Source organism: Sporosarcina sp. SAFN-015 (genome assembly GCF_051966875.1).
Lineage (GTDB): Bacteria > Bacillota > Bacilli > Bacillales_A > Planococcaceae > Sporosarcina.
On sequence record NZ_JBQCKP010000005.1, the window covers coordinates 216,514 to 233,646 of the forward strand.

The window sequence follows — 17,133 nt, forward strand, 5'->3', positions numbered from 1 at the left end:
AAAAGCCGCTTTCCGTCGATTATTTCGACGAAAAACGGCTTGTCATTATTCTTTCCCTAACTGGATCGCTTTTTTAATGTCCTTCAATGAACGTGAAGGTCCATACATAAGGACTCCGCCACGGTACACACGCGCACCGAACCAGCCGAGAACAAATATCGTCAATAACATAATGGCGATTGAAAGCAACGGTTCCCACATCGGCAAATCGAGCATACCTACCCGCAAAAACATGACGAGCGGAGCAAAGAATGGGAAGTATGAAGAGTATGTCACATAGCCGAGTTCAGGGTTGCCCAAGCCCGTTGCGGATATGATGAATGCTAGGACAATAAGCATCGTCATCGGCATAATCATTTGCTGGACATCTTCTGCCCTGCTCACCAACGAACCTAGTAAAGCAGCAAGAGTTGCATAGAGGAAGTATCCGAGCACGAAGAATACTGCCGCATACACCAATGTGCTTATACTTACATCTTTCATGCTGAAGAAATCCGAAAACCCTCCAGGTACTTCCGTCGCGGACGTTTTCAATGCGATGTAGCCTGTCACTCCGTAAATGATAATTTGAAGAATCCCTAATGATCCAATTCCTAACACTTTCGCAAACATATGCTTTACAGGTGAAATGCTTGAAATAAGGATTTCCATTACCCTTGAAGATTTTTCATTCGCGACATCCATCGCAATCATGCTCGCATACATGATGACTGCCATATAGATGACGAACATGAGAACATAAACGAGAACTCTCGCCTGATTCAGCTCCTCTTCCGATTTTGCGGAAGGCGAGACGTTTTTCTGGTCAAACTGAATTGGAGTAAACAAAGTTTGAACTTGTGCACTTGAAAGGGAAAGCTCTTCTGCCTTCATTTCTGTTTGGATTGATTGCAATGCATCTTGTATACGCATCGGGAATGAAAAATCCATCATGCTCATCGTCGTATACTTCGCATGGATAATTCCTCCATCATCGACTGAGAGGCTAAGGAATGAATCGATTTCCCCGGACGACACTTTCTCCTCAAGATTCTTTTCCGATTCGTCGGTCGCTTCGATAGAGATATCGTCTGCTAACTGCAATTGCAGCCTATCGACGAGCATCCCGCTTGAATCTACGACTTGTAGGGCATTCTGTGAATCACCTGCTCCTGTCACTTCCTGAACTGTATCAATAATTTTTGATATGTTTGCTAATAAAAATATTGCGGCTATCATAATTACGGTTGTTATAATAAAAGACTTTGATTTTGCCTTTGACGCAAATGCTTGTTTAAAAACGATCCAAAACTCACGCATATTCTTTCCCCACCTTTGCGATAAAAATGTCTTGCAAGGAAGGCTCTTCGATTTCAAAGTGGCGGATCGGACCGGCTTGCAATGCAGCTGTCAACAAATCGGTCGCCACTTCTTCCTCCTCGATCTGGAAGACAGCGCCTTCAACGGAATGAGCGACGGAAATGACGCCCGGAACATTATCGAGGTTCTTCAAATCATAATCAGAACGGATTCGTACATTTTGTCTGCCGAATGACCGTTTCACATCCCGCAACGAGCCGCTCACGACCTGCTTACCATGATGGATGATGCTAAGCTTCTCACATAATTCTTCCACATGGTCCATCCTGTGACTGGAGAAAAGGATGGTCGCTCCGTTATTTCTGAAATCGGTGATTGCCTTCTTCAACATTTCCACGTTTACCGGGTCGAGTCCAGAAAATGGCTCGTCGAGGATAAGGAGCTTCGGGTCATGCATTAATGCTGCGATGACTTGTATTTTCTGTTGATTCCCTTTCGATAGCTCCTCCACTTTTTTATTCTTATTTTGCGACACTTCGAACCGATCGAGCCAATAATCAATTGCCTTCTTTGCATCCGCCTTCTTCATTCCCCTCAATTCACCGAGGAAAATTAGCTGGTCTTCCACTTTCATCTTCGGATAAAGTCCTCGTTCCTCCGGCAAATAGCCAATTTCCGGACTTGTATCATAGGAAATTGTTTTATTGTTCCAAGTGATATGTCCTTCATTCGCATTCAATAACCCTAAAATCATGCGGAACGTAGTCGTTTTACCAGCCCCGTTCGCTCCAAGGAATCCGTACATAGAACCTTTTTCCACCGTAAGATTCAATTGGTCAACAGCAGTGAAATCCCCGAACCGCTTTGTTACATTTTCGATTTGTAATGCCATTTGTTTCTCCCTTCCCTTTTCAGGCTTTATTCATTTACGTGTTTCATTGAATAATAGTTTCGCTACATCCGCTTATTCATTATTAGGACCCCGATACAATATGAAATGAGCATCACTCCATATGCTGATGACAGTAGGAGATAGGCCAATTTCGGACCTTCGAAAATAAGTGCTCCTACCCACATCAACATAAGCGCAATAAGTGTAATTGACCATGACAGTGTTCTCGCTTTCCCGTGAACCTCCTGATATCTTTCATCAAAGCGGCGTTCTTTCTTTCCCTTTTTGAAATAAAGGAAGGCGATCAATAGTACGATTCCCGCCCCTGTTATAAATCCTGATATACTTTCAATTGATGGAACCATAGTTCCCCCCCTCTCCCATTAATGATGTTTGTTCACAATCGCTGCCCCTACCATCCAGGAGAGCATGTGAATAACCCACAGCCCAGTTAAGATAAAAAACGCCAATTTTGCTCCTTCAACAATCATGACGATGATCCAAGCAAGTAAAATAGCTACGGTCATTACCTTCCATGAAATCGATCTCGCGTGTCGATGAAGGTTTGTATACCTTTCATCAAATAACCGCTCCTTCTTTCCTTTTTTCCACATTAAATAATGCACAATTCCCCATATAACTAGCCCGAGCGGCAAGCCCGCCAAAAACGCCCAAATATCAAATCCTTCGTACATCTTCAAACCTCCTCCGGTTGAAAAATATCTTCAATACGGCAATTAAAGAGCTTCGCAATTTTAAATGCTAAAATCAACGATGGATTATATCTTCCTTTTTCCAGAGAGATGATTGTTTGCCTTGACACTTCTAACTTTTCCGCAAGATCATCCTGCGTCCAACCCATCGACGTTCGCAATTCCTTAATCACGTTATTCAGTTACATGCTCCCCCTTTCATTGTAAAGGTTGCTTTACGTAAAGGTTACTTTACTATATGCAGAATGTCAAGCAACCTTTACAATTCGTTTTCGGAATGAATAGCTATTCATTTCTGAAGCGTTCATAGTATAATGGAGAAAAGGACGGAAGGGTGATTAGGTTGAGAACTTATAAATTGACGGCTTATGAAAAAACAGGACAGTTAATTACAGAGGAAACATTCACGGCAGATAACGATGATTCGGCAAAAGAAAAAGGCCATGCTTTGCTCGAAGAAAAAAATCTCCTTGAACAAACGCATCGCCTCGCTTCACCAGCAGGGAAACTATTGCTGTTTCACGTATAATAAGAATTGGTAAAACCATTTATAAGATTTGGCTTCGATTATGCCCCTATGATATGTTAAAGGTGCAAGCCACAGTATGGAGGTGCTCCACTTGAATATTGCACTCATTGCACACGATCAGAAAAAAGATGAAATGGTGAATTTCACGATTGCATATGAACATGTATTTTCAAAATATGAGTTGTATGCAACTGGTACAACTGGAAAACGGATTATGCAGGAAACTGATCTTCATGTTAACCGGATGATGTCAGGACCGTTAGGAGGCGACCAGCAGATTGGTGCCATGGTTGCTACCGGAAAGTTGGATCTAATCCTATTCTTCCGTGACCCTTTGACCGCCCAGCCCCATGAGCCTGACGTCAGTGCATTACTGCGTCTTTGTGATGTTTATGGAATACCGCTCGCAACGAATATTGCGACTGCTGAATTGTTAATAGCGGCAGTGGAAAGAGGCTATTTCACATGGCGCGACACAGCGGATAAATACAAAACAAAAGGACTTACTCCTCTAGGGGAGTAAGTCCTTTAATTTGTGAAATAAATTCTCAGTGCTTGTTGCAGTGTTCCAACCATTTGTGTGTTCCTTTCAAATTGGACACCAAGACGTACCATGCTTCGGACGACATCTGGTCGTAATCCTGTAATTGCTGTTGTGCATCCCATCATGGCTACCCCATCAATGATCTTCTTTAACTGATCAATCACTTCCGCTTCCATGACCGCTATCCCAGATAGGTCCATCAGCAACGTTTGAGTGTGCAATCTGCCAACTTCCATCAACACCTTCTCTTCCATTACTTTCGACCTGTAATAATCGATCGAACCTATAATAGGAAGAATGCAAACAGTAGGGGTAATCGGGATGATAGGCACCGATAGATTCTCAACGAGTTCCCTTTGTGCCTTCAAGAGTTCATCCTTATATTCAGAATAACTAATGAAAAATGTGTTCAGGAATTTATCGATAGATATATTAATTTGTTTCTCCATGTGAAAAAAGTCGATTTCGACTTCCCTAACCTCGATAAATTTTTGAACGAATGTCCAAACTGTCCTCCGGATAGCTTGGACCCACTCCAATTTAAACGCTAGTGTCAATGAATAAGTTGCCCAAGCAATTCCTTCTCCTTTTGCGAATTGCTGAAGTTCTTCCATTCTCGATTCCATCGTATAGGAGACAAGTTTATGTGCATTATTAATTAAATCAATATTCCCGACTTCGAGGATTTCATTAATTTTTTCCCTTACAGTCGACGCCTCTTTCAATAATTCTTCTTCAAAATGCTCCCCATTTTCTTTAATAAATTTATTCACTTCAAAATTAATTGAGCTTGTCATAACTTCCCTCCGATGAGTTCATGTCTCTATGTAGTGACAGTTGTCATCCAAAATACAAAGGACAACAGCTGTCCGAAAAATTATTCTCCTATAAAGACCGGTTTTCTTTTATCTACAAATGCCTTAATTCCTTCCAAATGATCCTTTGTTTTTCGCATCGCCACTTGCATTTCGCTTTCCATTCGCAATACATTTTCCAACTCAGCAATTTTCTGCTCATGTAATATCTTTTTGGAAGCAAGCATTGCCGCGATTGGAGCTGATAGAAACTTTTCAACAAGCGCTTCAGTAGCTTGTCCGGCAGTACCGTCCGGAACGACTTGATCGACGAGCCCTCTCTCCATAGCTACTCCAGCATTCATCACTTCACCCGACCAAATTAGCTGCTTCGCTTTCGGCACTCCAATCCGTTCTTTTAGGAAGAAATGGCCGGCACCATCAGGTACAAGCCCGATACCGATAAAATTCATTGCAAGTTTACTACTCTCCTCAGCTACGATGAAATCACAACCGAGCGCCATACTAAAACCGAGCCCAGCTGCAGCACCGTGAATTGAAGCAATCGTAATTTGCGGCAGTTCGTATAACGCTTTTGCCAAACGCGATACATCGACCATCACTTTCTCAATATCCATTGGAGAGTCTGGGTCAACCATTTTCTTTATATCCCCGCCAGCTGAAAATGCTTTTCCATCACCTTGAATGATCAGCACTTGAACGTCTTGATTAGATTTCAATGATTCAAATGCATCCCCAATTTCCTTCATCATCACATCATCCATTGCATTCATGGACTGTGGACGATGCAACATCAATCTGGCAAGCCGGCCATCTATTGAAAGTTTTATTGTAGTGTACATAAATGTCCCACCCCTTCATTTATGAATTGCTATTCACTACTTAATTCGATAACTGTCTTGCTATACCCTCTTTATTCAAATAAAAACCTTAGCATTCGAAAATTACTAAGGTCTAAATTTTTACTATTCAGCTATAACTTACTTCAGGAAAGATTCTTTCAAGATGTTCGATCTTCTTATCGATATACTCTTCAAATGTAAGGATATACGCAGCAGGGTCTTTCGGATTTTGGAATTGCGTAATTTTGCCGGTAGCAGGATCCATGAATTTACTTGACGCTCCACAGCCGATTCCGATGATCGTTTGCACTTCTTCCATAATAATGATGTTGTATAGGCTCTCTTCGCCAGGTTTCGCATATCCGACATTTTCCAAATTGCCGAGAATGTTTTTTTGTCGATACAGATAATACGGAACATAACCATTATCCTTCGTCCAACGCTCACCCATCTGCATCATCTGTTCAACCGTTTCCCGATCCGCCACTTTATATTTCTCTTTATTCCGCGTCATCTCGGAAGCCCGTTTGAATGAAAGCGTATGAACTGTCAGCGATTCCGGCTGCATCTTTTCTGTTTCGTCTAACGAATGGCGGAATTCTTCGAGCCCTTCATTCGGCAAGCCGATAATAAGGTCCATATTAATGTTTTTCATTCCCATATTTCGCGACAGCCAGAACTTATCGATCGTTTCTTGGACGGAATGGTGCCTTCCGATCGCCTTCAACGTCTCATCTGTATATGATTGCGGATTGACGCTGATCCTGTCGATGCCCCATTTTTTCAGCACATCGATTTTAGCAGGGGTAATTGTGTCTGGCCGACCCGCTTCGACGGTTACTTCCCTCACTTCATTCATATGAGGGAATGAATCATACATCGTCTTATAAAGAGCATCCATTTCGTCTGCTTCGATGGAAGTCGGCGTTCCTCCGCCAAAATAAATTGTCGTGATCTTGATATCCCGTTCTGTCAACCATTTCCCGATCTCACGGATTTCTTCATGCAACCCGTCAAGGAAAGATTCGACGCGGCCATTTTTCCGATGAATTGCGTAAGCCGGGAACGTACAGTATGCACATTTTGTTGGGCAAAACGGAATGCCGATGTAAATGCTCACATCGTTTTGGATTTGATGCAAATCAGGGATTGCCTGTAGCTGAACGTTTTCAATCGTCGCTAAAAGCTCACTTTTCTCTTCAGAAATCCGGTGCTTCTCCATTAATAGGCGCTTTGCCGCTTCGATATCATGTCCTTGTTGGCGGTATTTATGGAAAAGTTTCATTGGACGAATCCCGGTTAGGATGCCCCAAGATTGTTTCATTCCAGTAAGTTGTTCCAATACTTCGAGGAATACGTGGGAATAAACCCTTTTCAACTGACGCGTCTCGGTTTCAGAATTGTCCATTGTTACTTGTTCAGTAAACGTCGCGCTGAATTCATTGCCATCGTAGGTTAAATGGGCGCTGCCCCGTATTGTTTCACTGTCTTTATTTATGGATAAATCGACAAGTATGCCTTCTTCTTTTGAATCTGTGATGACTTTAGATTGTTCGAAGAAGAGGTTGGCGAGATGGGTGAACATCCGTATCCAATCTTGTTCGAATGATTTTGTTAAAATTATTTTTTGCATGGTTACTCCATCTTTCTGTTATCGTTTCGACTCCCTGAAATAATAACACAAAAAAACCGGCTAGGCCGGTTTTATTGCATGGATTCATACATTTCTTGAACCGGTTTCATTAAAACACGGTTCACTTCTTCAATTAGGCCGCTCAGTTTCATTTCCGCTTGCAGCATTTGCATAATCTTTTCGTTTTGCTGAGCCAATTGAGCCGTTTTTTGCGCATATTCCAATTCTTCATGTGCAATCTCTTCGCCTTGCATCTGCTTTTGCTGAAGCGTCATTTGGATTTTACGGAAGCTTTTGAACAACTCAAGCGCCTGCTCATCATTCTTTACTTCCTCAATCGCGTTTTTCACCTCTGCAAATTCGTCTGTCTTCCGAAGTGTAGACTCCAATTTGTTCAAGTCGTCATAAATATTAATAGTCATCCTCTATTCCCCCTTAGTTAGTAAGCAAGACGATTAACCCTTGCACAATCCCGATGAGACCGCCTAAAAACCCGCCCAGGATCGTAATCATTTTGAATTCCCGCTTGGAAATGCCAAGGACGAGATCTTCCAGGACAGCTACCGGGAATGTATCGACTTGCTCTTTGACAATTTGATCGAGCTTCAGTTTTTTCAAAGATTCCTCTAACTGCTTTTGCGCTTGATCAAAAGCGAACTGTGTAACTTTTGGCGTCAAATTTTCTGCCGTCCATTCGGAACCATTTGGCCAATAATCCCGGATTGTTTTATTCAACCGGGCATCTAGCGCAAGTTCCTTGTTAGCATATGCTTTGACGGAAGTGAACAGTCCATCCCAATTAAACCCTGCAAGCAGTTCTTCCATTGGCCGTTTTTGCAGCTTCTCAAATTCCTTATCGATAACAGAATGCAAGAGATTGTAAGTTCCTGGCGCATTGATGAATTTCAATGCTTCCCGCTGCACCTTCTCAACGAGTGAGTTGGAATCGCCGAAAAGCATGTTCAACATGCCGCCGAACGTCCCTTTTGACTCAAGAAAGTCATTGATCAATTTCTGGAACATGACCTTACCCTCATACGAATCCACAAACTGCTCGGATCGCTTCAGGACATAGTTTGTCATGACAGGAATTTGTGCTTTCGCCCGTTCCTGCCATTCCATTGGTACAACCTCTTCAATCGTGCCCGACGTCAATTTTGTACGGACGCTCAAAAGCTGGGCGTCTAAGAGAGACTCGATTTTACGCTCAGCTTTCTCAACAACATCGTTCGCACCCGCCACGTGAAGCCAATCATGCAACGTCTTGTCCGAATGAAGTACATGATCCTCAATCTTTTTCTGGAGGAATGCTTCTGCTTTTCTTTCCATTTCTGGCGTCAATAATTTATTTCTCAATACATCGGGCGTCACTAAATAGTTCGTGACCGTCCTCCCTAATTGCACGGCAAGTTCGTCACGCCGTTTTGGAATTAACCCCGGCGTAAAAGGAAGCCGCCAGTTTCCGATATATTTCGCTTCATGGGGTCTGAACAGCATTTTAATCGCCAAATGATTCGTAAAGGCACCTATCAATGCCCCAATGAAAGCCATAAACAATAACGTCCATATGAAATCCATCGCTTCACCTTATTTCCATTTCGTTCGGTTTCCATTATAACAGAAGGAGTTCAATTGGAAAAAGCATACGATATGATGGAGAGGATTTTCGTGGTAGGTGATCATAAATCCGCGTGAGTGATCTATTAATCCAGCTCATAACATAAATCAAGCCGATTGCTGAAGATGCAATCGGCTTTCCTCAGTTATTCAATAGAAAGGTTCCCTTCCCCGTTCAATTTAATATGCGCATCATTCCAAGTAAGTTCAAGCGGATATGCTTCCGCTACCTTCTTTGAAAAATACCAGCGGCGGCCTGGCGGAACAAGGACGATGAAGGTGTCTCCGCGTCCGAGGAAGTTCAGTTCATTTGGCTCCACTTCGGTTCCATTGCGTAACGGAATCCCAAGGTCCTGCAACTCATCGCCTACTTCGACAACATGAGGGGTTGTGATGCCGATTTCACTAATATTTAAGAACGATTCTTTTGTCAGGTCTCCAAAAAGATCACGTTTCCTACGACCGATCAATTCAACAATATTGCCGGCTGGGTCTTCAAAATACATTGAATCCGCATCAAAGCTTGGGAAATAGACTTCGTCTCTCCCTTCTTCGCGGTTCAATGTGATACGATCCGTGATCCAATATTTCATCATCGAGAACTGATTCCCCGGAATATTGATAGCAAAATGATAAAAGGCCGGTTTGTCTGTCTGAGTAAAAGTAAGATAAGATTCGCCGATTCTCACTGTAAACTGTTCCGATGTCGACTCGGTCATATCGAGCTCCAATATATTTACGTAAAAACGCCGTAATGCTTTTATATTATTTGTGTACAATTTCGCAGACTTAATCATCTTCACTTTTCCCCTATCTCTGCATCTATATTTAATTTATTCAGACCTTTGTAAATCAATAAAAGGACAATGTAAATTAGTAATGCCCCGAATACTAAATTCCATAGGTCGAAGAAAACAGCTCCGAAATTATTCGGTTGAAATAGCTCCGATCCAAATGTAATTGAGGAGTGCCCATGGTATTCCATCCATGCAAATGGCCATCCGAATCCATTTTCATTCCCCGGAAGTATAAACGCTGAAGCCACTGAAAGGATGACACTCAATCCAAACATCTTTTTATATTTCAACAAGCCCTTTTCCCCCCTCTGTAAATAGTTCGGGACAATTTAGAGAATTCTTGATAAACTACTATACAATTATCTTACCATATATTATGAAAGAAAATGGAGTGATTCTTATGATCCGCTATCCAAGACCATTGCAACAAGGAGACACGATCGGCGTGACAGCTCCTTCGTCCGGAGTTGACGAAAGTCTTCACCATCTTGTCCATCATGCAAAACACCAGTTTGAAAAAAGAGGGTTCAATGTACATGTCGATGATACGGTTTGGACGCAATACAAGGCTGCTTCAGCAACTAAAGAAGTCCGTGCAGCGAAGCTAATGGAAATGTTCAACAATCCGGACATAAACGCAATCATCCCTCCATGGGGTGGAGAAATCCTATTAGAAATATTGCCATTTATCGATTGGGACAAAATTGACCCGAAGTGGATTTTAGGCTATTCGGATATGAGCACCTTCCTATTTGCGATGACTGTCAAAACGGGAATTGCGACTGCGCATGGACCAAACTTCGTAGAATTGCGCAGTGATGAATGGGAACCTGTCGCAAGCCAGTTCATGAATGTACTACAAGCTTCTGAAGGATCAATTATTGAACAACACTCATCTGAAAAGTTTCAATCCAAATGGCAGCATGATGCTCCGAATGATCCTTATGTATATAAACTCGATTCTTCGACAGCATGGAAGACGATTGGAACAGAAACGATTGAATTGGAAGGACGCTTTTTAGGCGGTTGCATTGATACGATCCGTCATCTCGTTGGAACTCCTTATGGCGATATCGCTTCATTTCAGAAGAACTTCTTGAACGACGAGCCGATTTTATGGTATTTCGAGAACTGCGAGATGAACGCTACTGATTTTCATAGATCAATGCTTCAGTTCGCCTATGCAGGATGGTTTGACAATGCCGCGGGAATTATCTTCGGCCGCTCTCCTGCTGGTCAAGAAGTCGGTGGATTTACTGTATTGGATTCAATGGAAAGATTAAAAGAGATGATTGGATTGCCGGTCGTATACGACGCTGATGTAGGGCACGTCCCCCCTCAAATTACATTCGTGAATGGGGCTCAAGGACGAGTGTCAGTTAAAAATGGAAAAGGGCGTGTGATTACGACATTTCGATAAGCAACCGGCTGACTTTTCTGTCAGTCAACGATAGAATGGAAGAAAGATGTTTTTAAGGGGGAGTATGACGATGCCAATTTCATTTCGCAAACGTGAAGAATTTTTCACATTCCATGATCCGATGCAAGACGGGAAGTTGATTGACAGAAAAACAGAAATTAGATTCGATCCGTTAACCGGTGAAACGTCACGGATCATTTTCGATCCGGGTGCCCCATTCGTGCCAAAGGATTATTCAGAGCTTGCCAAGGTTACGGAAGGCGAAAAATGTCCTTTTTGCGCTGAAAATGTATCCAAAATCACGCCTCGTTTTCCTGATGAACTTGTGGAAGGTGGACGATTCGTTGGAAAAGAAGCGGTTGTCTTTCCGAATCTCTTTCCTTACAGCAAGCATAATGCTGTCGTCCGTATGTCCAATCAACATTATGTGAAGCTTGAGGAATTTACTGAAGCTCTTATTTCGGATGCTTTTAAAGCCGCTCATCAATATATCCAAAAAGTGCTGGAGTTTGATGAAAATACCGAGTACGTCTCTGTCAATTGGAATTACTTGCCACCCTCAGGAGGCAGCATCCTTCATCCACATATCCATGTTTTGGCGTCGGAGGAGCCGACGAATTATCAGGCAACCGTGACGTCAAACAGCCTTGCTTTTTATGAAAATGAAGGAAGGAACTACTTTACTTCACTTGTTAATGAAGAAAACAAGCTGAACGAACGCTGGATCGGAAATGAAGGCGGCATCAACTGGATGCACGCTTATGCTCCTAAGAGCCATTGCGACTTTATCGGAGTTTTCGAAGCGGATTCTTTCAATGAATTGACTGCTGACAGCTATGATGATCTTGCAAAAAGCCTTCTCCGTTTCTTCAGCTATTTCAAAGAAGTTGGATTGGCAAGCTTCAATGCTGCGTTATTCATCCCAGTGAACAAGCAGACATCCGAGAAAGTTCATGTCCGGCTGATTCCACGAATGACAATCGGGATGCTTGAAACAAGCGATATGAATGTTTTCAATTACTTGCATGGAGAACCTTTGTCCTTGAAAGCCCCTGAAGAGGTTGCCAAAGAAGCGGCAAAATTCTTCGTATGAAAGGAATGAAGCAAAGTTTTGAATAAAACTGTTGTAGACCGTGTCGGACGAAGTGTTACTTTTCCCTTTCCTCCAAAACGAATCGTTTCTTTATGTCCGGGCATTACTGATACGTTGTTTGCACTTGACCTTGAAGAGAAGATTGTTGGCCGGACACGATTTTGCATCTACCCGAAAGGAATAGTCGAAAATGTACCTGCTGTTGCAGGCACAAAGGACATCAAACTGGAGGCAATCCAAGATGTTCGACCGGATCTCATCATCGTTGAAAAAGAGGAAAATACGAAAGAAATTGTAGAGCAACTGGAGAAATTCTTCCCTGTGTACGTCGCCGAAGTTCAATCAGTAGATGATGCATACGTGATGATTGAGGAAATCGGAACTTTGACGGATCGGGATGCTGCTGCGGCGAAGTTAATTAACTCTATCCAACACCAATTCGCCTCCTTGCCAAAAGCATCTAGTAAGCGCATTGGCTACGTCATTTGGAGAAAACCGTATATGGTCGTCGGGAAAGATACATACATCAACTCGTTATTAGAAAAGATGGGATTCGTCAATCCATTTACCGAAGCGGAAGGAAGATATCCCGCCATTACAGCCGACGATTTTCAAAATGCGAAATTGGATTATGTATTGCTCGCATCAGAACCCTTTCCGTTTAAAGAAAAACATTTCAAAGAGTTTATGGATATGATGCCGGAAACCGAACCAGTCCTCGTTGACGGAGAAATGTTTTGGTACGGGCCGCGGATGCTGGAAGCTGCAGCTTACTTTCAACAACAGTTAGAAATATAGTAAACGAAAGCCAACATCACTTCGATGCTGGCTTTTTTGGTTCATTACAAATCGGAGAGTTCTTTCACAATCTTTAGACGATATTCCTCATTACCAAGTAATTTGGATTCAAACGAATTAAGATTGTTTCGAATGAGCATTCCTTGCCAAAGGCTTAAGTCATCGGTGAAGATCACCATTTCAATTTTATCCCCATTATGATTTTCTGCGTACATTGCATCGTTTACTATAAATGCAGTCGATCCGCCTTTTGCCCCAAGATGAACAAAACGCTTCTTGTTGCCTACGTTTAGTTGCATTGGCCACTCAAGTAAATCCCTTGCTGTCTCAGCAGCTTTCTCAGGAAGCTGCTCATTCGAAACTACCGCCAATAATTCCCCATAATTATTAGCTGATGCACCAATTAGACGATCCGACCATACTTTTTGTACCTTTAAAGGCAAATCAAATGTATAATCTTCAATCTTGATCACCTCTTCCTTCAGCTGAGTACTTAAATGCATCGCTAACTCTCGATATTCATCAATCGGTATCGCTTCAAGCCCTCTAATTAGTTCCTCGTTGTTCATTGATTCACTTTTCCAGTATTCCGGAATTAAGAGCGCACCAACAATCGGATATACTTCTTCATGCCTAGTAAGCCCGAGCGATATTGCCCGCTCATTGATAGCATCTGCTCTAAGCAAATTTATTAGATAATCTGTATTGGCATTGGAGCTATACGTCACCATTCCTTTTGCAACGTCATGCAGCGTTACTTTATTTTCTACAACTTTCCCTTCGCCTTCCATCGCTTTAAGCCACTCTACATGTGCATTGCCATCCGTTCCTTTTGCATAATAACGGGATAACTCATCCAATGGCACAGACCGATCTTTATCCAAAACCCCTTCATCTATTTGCATTGCATACTCGACAGCAATCAACATCTTTACTGTGCTTGCTAATGGCCGGACGACATCCGATTGATAAGTGATTAATTCAACGCCATTTTCCGCTAAGTAAAAAGACGTCGTTTGCGGATTTTCTATTAAATGATTTAAAACATAATCCGGATTATCTCGAAATACATAACTGACTGCAATTCCTATAACAAGAATAATTGCGCCATAAGTTATTAATCTCTTCTTTGTATACGTTTTTTTATTGAATACAATCATCACAATAAAACCGACAACAATTGCAAGAAGATAATTCACATTAAACAAGAGGACCGCGATAATAATTGTTAGCGCAATTATCTCCATCACGACCACTTTCCTGATTTCCTCTTTCGTTCGATTCTCTTTTTTAAGTAATGACAAAGGTGTAAGAATTATAATACCTAACATTCCAATCCAGGCCCAAACGTTCATAAAGTCATATCCTTTCCTTTTTTCCATTCATCCTTTTTCAGCAAAATAAATTTAAAGACATTTCAGTCTAATAATATAGGAAATGCAAAATATTTCAAACTTATCATACAGGTATTCAAAAATAGACTATGGAAGGAAGAGTATCGTTGTATGTAAAAAACACGGGATCATCATAACTAGATGGTCTCGTGTTTTTGATTCATAATGAATTATAGATTGTCGACATCCGGATCGCGTGCTCCATTTCGTCATGCATGGCGATGAACAAAGGATTGTACGCTTGCTGAAAAGGAATCGTCAATAACATTTCTTTATACGTCTCTACGCCATCCAATTCACCAACGAGTGCCTGTTTGACACATTGTTTGAAATTGTAGCATGGAATTGGTTTCTTTGGATTTTGTACAAACGTCCCAGTCATCATATAATAGAGTTGTTGAAACATTTCATAATGGCTTTTTTCATCCTCATATGCATGCTGGATGAAGTCCCGCCAAAGAGGATCATCCGTTTTCTCATACATGGACTTGTAAAAGTAATAATCCTTGTACTCACCTTCGATTGCCTGCTTTAATTTATCAACAAACACGTCAGCACCCTTTCGCGTCTTTTGTACACTTTATGCGGATGGGCGCTTGTCTATGAAAGGAGCGATTCAATTGCTTCAGCATTTTAGCTATAAACCGATGTTTGCAGGCGGCAGCTTGCCTGGATGGACGTTTTCCTTTTTTTATAAAAACGAACGTTTCACGGGAGACTATAAGCCAGACGGCACTATTGAATGGACTGGCGAAACGCCAACCGACGAAGAAAACGTCAAAAAAATGATCCACGAGCTGATGACATTCCATGTCTATGAATGATGGAAATTTTTCCGTCCATACTATCCCTCGATAAGGAGGGATAGATATGATGAAGGAAAATGAAAAGACCCCTGAACAGTTGCAGAAAGAAAAAGAACAGTTGAAAGTGCAAAACCAGAAAACCGAAAATGTCTTCGAGGATAAAAGCCGAGTACCGAATGAGCAAAATGCTTGGAAAGAAACTCAGTACAGACGAGGCGAATAAAAAAAGCGGAGAGGCTAAACACAGCCCTCCGCTTTTCTCATTCCCCTGCCAATTTCCTTCTTCCGAATATGAAATAATAATAGAATGACGATACAATATAAAGTCCAGCAGTAATCGTGAATGCATACGCGTAGCCCCAATAAGATCCATGCGCAACGACTAATCCTGTTGCAACCGATCCCATCGTTGCCCATCCAAGATTAAATACCATCTGATTCATAGAATTGGCGAGTCCTTTGTATTTGTCGGACACGACTTCCATCGCGACGGCACTTTGGATCGGGTTGCCCGCGTTCATAAGCGCCTGTCTAAGCAAAAATCCTAGAGACGCCAACCATAATGATGTCGTATACGCCGTTAATAGTAGGAACGGGATCGATAACGCTTGGAATAAAATAATCGCTCTCACCTTACCAACTTTCCGCGAGAGTGCTGGACCAATCATCGCGGCAACTGCGGTCATTGCTGAACCTAATGATAAAACAAGCCCGATATAGGAATTGGAAGCATCAAACCGATTCGCAAAATACAAATTCAAATATGGAATGACTAAACCAGAACCAAATCCTATCAATAAGCTTGCGAATGAAAAATGGAAAATGACTATTAAATTCCGCTTGAAGCTATCATCTGGTGGTAACGTCTCTTCTATTTGCCCTTTTTTCTCCTTGGCAGATTCAATGGGTTTTTCCTGCAATTTGAATAGTGGAATTAAGCCGACTGTGAAAATCGCAGCGCCTAAAAGCAATGCATATCGAATTGCTTCCGTTGTACTTAGCTTGAACACTGTTTCCAAAACGTCCGCTATAATGCCTCCTGCCAAACTACCGAGGACATTTGCGATCGTGACGATTGCAAAATTCACGCTGAAAAGCTTTACCCTTTCTGTCGGTGATGAATTCTCCGCCAGAAACGGAATGCCCGATACTTGAACGAATGCCATGAATAAACCCGTCAAAAATGCAGCTGTAATAATCGGAGTCTCTGCTACTGCAATCCCCCGATAGAAGAGCGTTGTCACCGCTAATACGGCACCACCGACAATCATCCATTTACGACCGAATCGGTCGCTTAAAAAACCCGCAGGTACAAGCATGATTGCGGAAGCCATTGCAGTCATGGAAATCACTTTCCCATTTACCGTTTCGGGCATTCCTAACTCTCTTATGTATAAATTGTACATGACCATGAAAACACCCATACCGATTTGGATAAGTGCGTTCCCGATTATAAAAAGCCTAACATTCCGATTGAAAGAGGAAAATTTACGTCCCCATTCACTGAACCATTTCATCTATAATTCCAACTTTCCGCAACAAATACTTCGACACTCTAAATATACGTGTTTACGAAACATTTCGCAACGGAATTTTCATTATAATCTAAGCTTTGAAAAGTAATAAAAAATGAAGTCGCTTTCATTATTAATTTCTGCTACTTGATACGCTAAATACCACGGACATAATCACTAACTGTCTTTTTGAAAGTTGCCGGATTTTCAACATAACTACCAACGACCCATCCGCAATCTGTACATATCAAATGTATTAAACTATGGTTAAATCCAATTTTTCCATATGGTGTTATCCCTGCATATCCTGACTGTTTCCCTCTACCAATCTCGTGACTGCCGCATTTCGGACACTCTCTCACACTAAAGTTTTTCACGTTACTCCTCCTCATTTCAACTAACTATTTTCTGCATGGCCCTTGCTACA

At 41.9% G+C, this 17,133-nt stretch carries 22 protein-coding genes; 7 read left to right on the top strand and 15 right to left on the bottom strand.

Annotation, left to right across the window (positions count from 1 at the left end; all coding sequences use genetic code 11):
* Nucleotides 1–45: 45 nt before the first annotated feature.
* From ACTHPA_RS11205 to ACTHPA_RS11225, 5 genes are all read right to left on the bottom strand, one after another.
* Nucleotides 46–1,299 (bottom strand): ABC transporter permease, encoded by a 1,254-nt coding sequence (locus ACTHPA_RS11205; RefSeq protein WP_440500338.1) that lies wholly within the window; start codon nt 1,297–1,299, stop codon nt 46–48.
* The gene (locus tag ACTHPA_RS11210; RefSeq protein WP_440500339.1) at nt 1,292–2,191 is read right to left on the bottom strand and encodes an ABC transporter ATP-binding protein; all 900 of its coding nucleotides are present in this window, start codon (nt 2,189–2,191) and stop codon (nt 1,292–1,294) included. Before ACTHPA_RS11210 ends, ACTHPA_RS11205 begins: the two co-directional genes overlap by 8 nt.
* Before the next feature lie 62 nt (nt 2,192–2,253).
* The gene (locus tag ACTHPA_RS11215; protein ID WP_440500340.1) at nt 2,254–2,556 is read right to left on the bottom strand and encodes a DUF3796 domain-containing protein; all 303 of its coding nucleotides are present in this window, start codon (nt 2,554–2,556) and stop codon (nt 2,254–2,256) included.
* A gap of 18 nt (nt 2,557–2,574) precedes the next feature.
* The gene (locus ACTHPA_RS11220) at nt 2,575–2,886 is read right to left on the bottom strand and encodes a hypothetical protein (RefSeq protein WP_440500342.1); all 312 of its coding nucleotides are present in this window, start codon (nt 2,884–2,886) and stop codon (nt 2,575–2,577) included.
* A 2-nt stretch (nt 2,887–2,888) separates the two neighbouring features.
* Nucleotides 2,889–3,086, bottom strand: a complete 198-nt coding sequence (locus tag ACTHPA_RS11225; RefSeq protein ID WP_440500391.1) for a helix-turn-helix transcriptional regulator — start codon at nt 3,084–3,086, stop codon at nt 2,889–2,891.
* Nucleotides 3,087–3,247: 161 nt separating this feature from the next.
* Between ACTHPA_RS11225 and ACTHPA_RS11230 the strand changes: the two genes are divergently transcribed.
* Nucleotides 3,248–3,433 carry a YhzD family protein gene (locus tag ACTHPA_RS11230; RefSeq protein WP_440500343.1) on the top strand — a complete coding sequence of 62 codons (186 nt, stop codon included), beginning with the start codon at nt 3,248–3,250 and terminating at the stop codon, nt 3,431–3,433.
* Nucleotides 3,434–3,509: 76 nt separating this feature from the next.
* Complete coding sequence (gene mgsA / locus ACTHPA_RS11235) at nt 3,510–3,956, top strand: methylglyoxal synthase (RefSeq protein ID WP_440500345.1); 447 nt, start codon at nt 3,510–3,512, stop codon at nt 3,954–3,956.
* A gap of 5 nt (nt 3,957–3,961) precedes the next feature.
* On the opposite strand, the gene ACTHPA_RS11240 is transcribed toward mgsA, so the two are convergent.
* The 7 genes from ACTHPA_RS11240 to ACTHPA_RS11270 all read right to left on the bottom strand — a co-directional run bounded on the left by ACTHPA_RS11240 (nt 3,962) and on the right by ACTHPA_RS11270 (nt 9,974).
* On the bottom strand, nt 3,962–4,774 hold the full coding sequence (locus tag ACTHPA_RS11240) for an STAS domain-containing protein (protein ID WP_440500347.1): 813 nt from the start codon (nt 4,772–4,774) through the stop codon (nt 3,962–3,964).
* Between the two features lie 80 nt (nt 4,775–4,854).
* A complete protein-coding gene (locus ACTHPA_RS11245; protein ID WP_440500348.1) occupies nt 4,855–5,634 on the bottom strand; it encodes an enoyl-CoA hydratase in 780 nt (259 codons plus the stop codon).
* Nucleotides 5,635–5,761: 127 nt separating this feature from the next.
* Nucleotides 5,762–7,267: a coproporphyrinogen III oxidase gene (locus tag ACTHPA_RS11250; RefSeq protein ID WP_440500349.1), complete on the bottom strand. Its 1,506-nt coding sequence runs from the start codon at nt 7,265–7,267 to the stop codon at nt 5,762–5,764.
* Between the two features lie 71 nt (nt 7,268–7,338).
* Nucleotides 7,339–7,689 carry a YlbF family regulator gene (locus tag ACTHPA_RS11255; protein WP_440500350.1) on the bottom strand — a complete coding sequence of 117 codons (351 nt, stop codon included), beginning with the start codon at nt 7,687–7,689 and terminating at the stop codon, nt 7,339–7,341.
* Between the two features lie 13 nt (nt 7,690–7,702).
* Nucleotides 7,703–8,845 (bottom strand): DUF445 domain-containing protein, encoded by a 1,143-nt coding sequence (locus ACTHPA_RS11260; protein WP_440500351.1) that lies wholly within the window; start codon nt 8,843–8,845, stop codon nt 7,703–7,705.
* Nucleotides 8,846–9,030: 185 nt separating this feature from the next.
* The gene (locus ACTHPA_RS11265; RefSeq protein ID WP_440500353.1) at nt 9,031–9,681 is read right to left on the bottom strand and encodes a glyoxalase; all 651 of its coding nucleotides are present in this window, start codon (nt 9,679–9,681) and stop codon (nt 9,031–9,033) included.
* 2 nt (nt 9,682–9,683) lie between these two features.
* Entirely contained in the window at nt 9,684–9,974 is a 291-nt protein-coding gene (locus ACTHPA_RS11270) for a hypothetical protein (RefSeq protein WP_440500354.1), read from the bottom strand.
* Between the two features lie 107 nt (nt 9,975–10,081).
* Here ACTHPA_RS11270 and ACTHPA_RS11275 point away from each other — a divergent pair, with 107 nt between their 5' ends.
* The 3 genes from ACTHPA_RS11275 (at nt 10,082) to ACTHPA_RS11285 (ending at nt 12,992) form a co-directional block, all read left to right on the top strand.
* On the top strand, nt 10,082–11,101 hold the full coding sequence (locus tag ACTHPA_RS11275; RefSeq protein WP_440500356.1) for a S66 family peptidase: 1,020 nt from the start codon (nt 10,082–10,084) through the stop codon (nt 11,099–11,101).
* 70 nt (nt 11,102–11,171) lie between these two features.
* Entirely contained in the window at nt 11,172–12,194 is a 1,023-nt protein-coding gene (locus ACTHPA_RS11280; RefSeq protein WP_440500358.1) for a hypothetical protein, read from the top strand.
* 18 nt (nt 12,195–12,212) lie between these two features.
* Nucleotides 12,213–12,992 carry a helical backbone metal receptor gene (locus ACTHPA_RS11285; RefSeq protein ID WP_440500359.1) on the top strand — a complete coding sequence of 260 codons (780 nt, stop codon included), beginning with the start codon at nt 12,213–12,215 and terminating at the stop codon, nt 12,990–12,992.
* Between the two features lie 44 nt (nt 12,993–13,036).
* Here ACTHPA_RS11285 and ACTHPA_RS11290 read toward each other — a convergent pair whose 3' ends face one another.
* Both ACTHPA_RS11290 and ACTHPA_RS11295 read right to left on the bottom strand, forming a co-directional pair.
* Nucleotides 13,037–14,374, bottom strand: a complete 1,338-nt coding sequence (locus tag ACTHPA_RS11290; RefSeq protein ID WP_440500360.1) for a serine hydrolase — start codon at nt 14,372–14,374, stop codon at nt 13,037–13,039.
* A 172-nt stretch (nt 14,375–14,546) separates the two neighbouring features.
* Nucleotides 14,547–14,936 (bottom strand): ferritin-like domain-containing protein, encoded by a 390-nt coding sequence (locus ACTHPA_RS11295; RefSeq protein WP_440500361.1) that lies wholly within the window; start codon nt 14,934–14,936, stop codon nt 14,547–14,549.
* Between the two features lie 70 nt (nt 14,937–15,006).
* On the opposite strand from ACTHPA_RS11295, the gene ACTHPA_RS11300 reads away from it, so the two are divergent.
* Nucleotides 15,007–15,210 (top strand): YheE family protein, encoded by a 204-nt coding sequence (locus ACTHPA_RS11300; RefSeq protein WP_060204273.1) that lies wholly within the window; start codon nt 15,007–15,009, stop codon nt 15,208–15,210.
* A 46-nt stretch (nt 15,211–15,256) separates the two neighbouring features.
* Entirely contained in the window at nt 15,257–15,415 is a 159-nt protein-coding gene (locus ACTHPA_RS11305; RefSeq protein ID WP_440500362.1) for a hypothetical protein, read from the top strand.
* A gap of 37 nt (nt 15,416–15,452) precedes the next feature.
* Here the strand turns inward: ACTHPA_RS11305 and ACTHPA_RS11310 are convergent, their stop codons facing one another.
* Nucleotides 15,453–16,709, bottom strand: coding sequence for an MFS transporter (locus ACTHPA_RS11310; protein ID WP_440500364.1), 1,257 nt, complete (start codon nt 16,707–16,709; stop codon nt 15,453–15,455).
* Between the last annotated feature and the right edge of the window lie 424 nt (nt 16,710–17,133).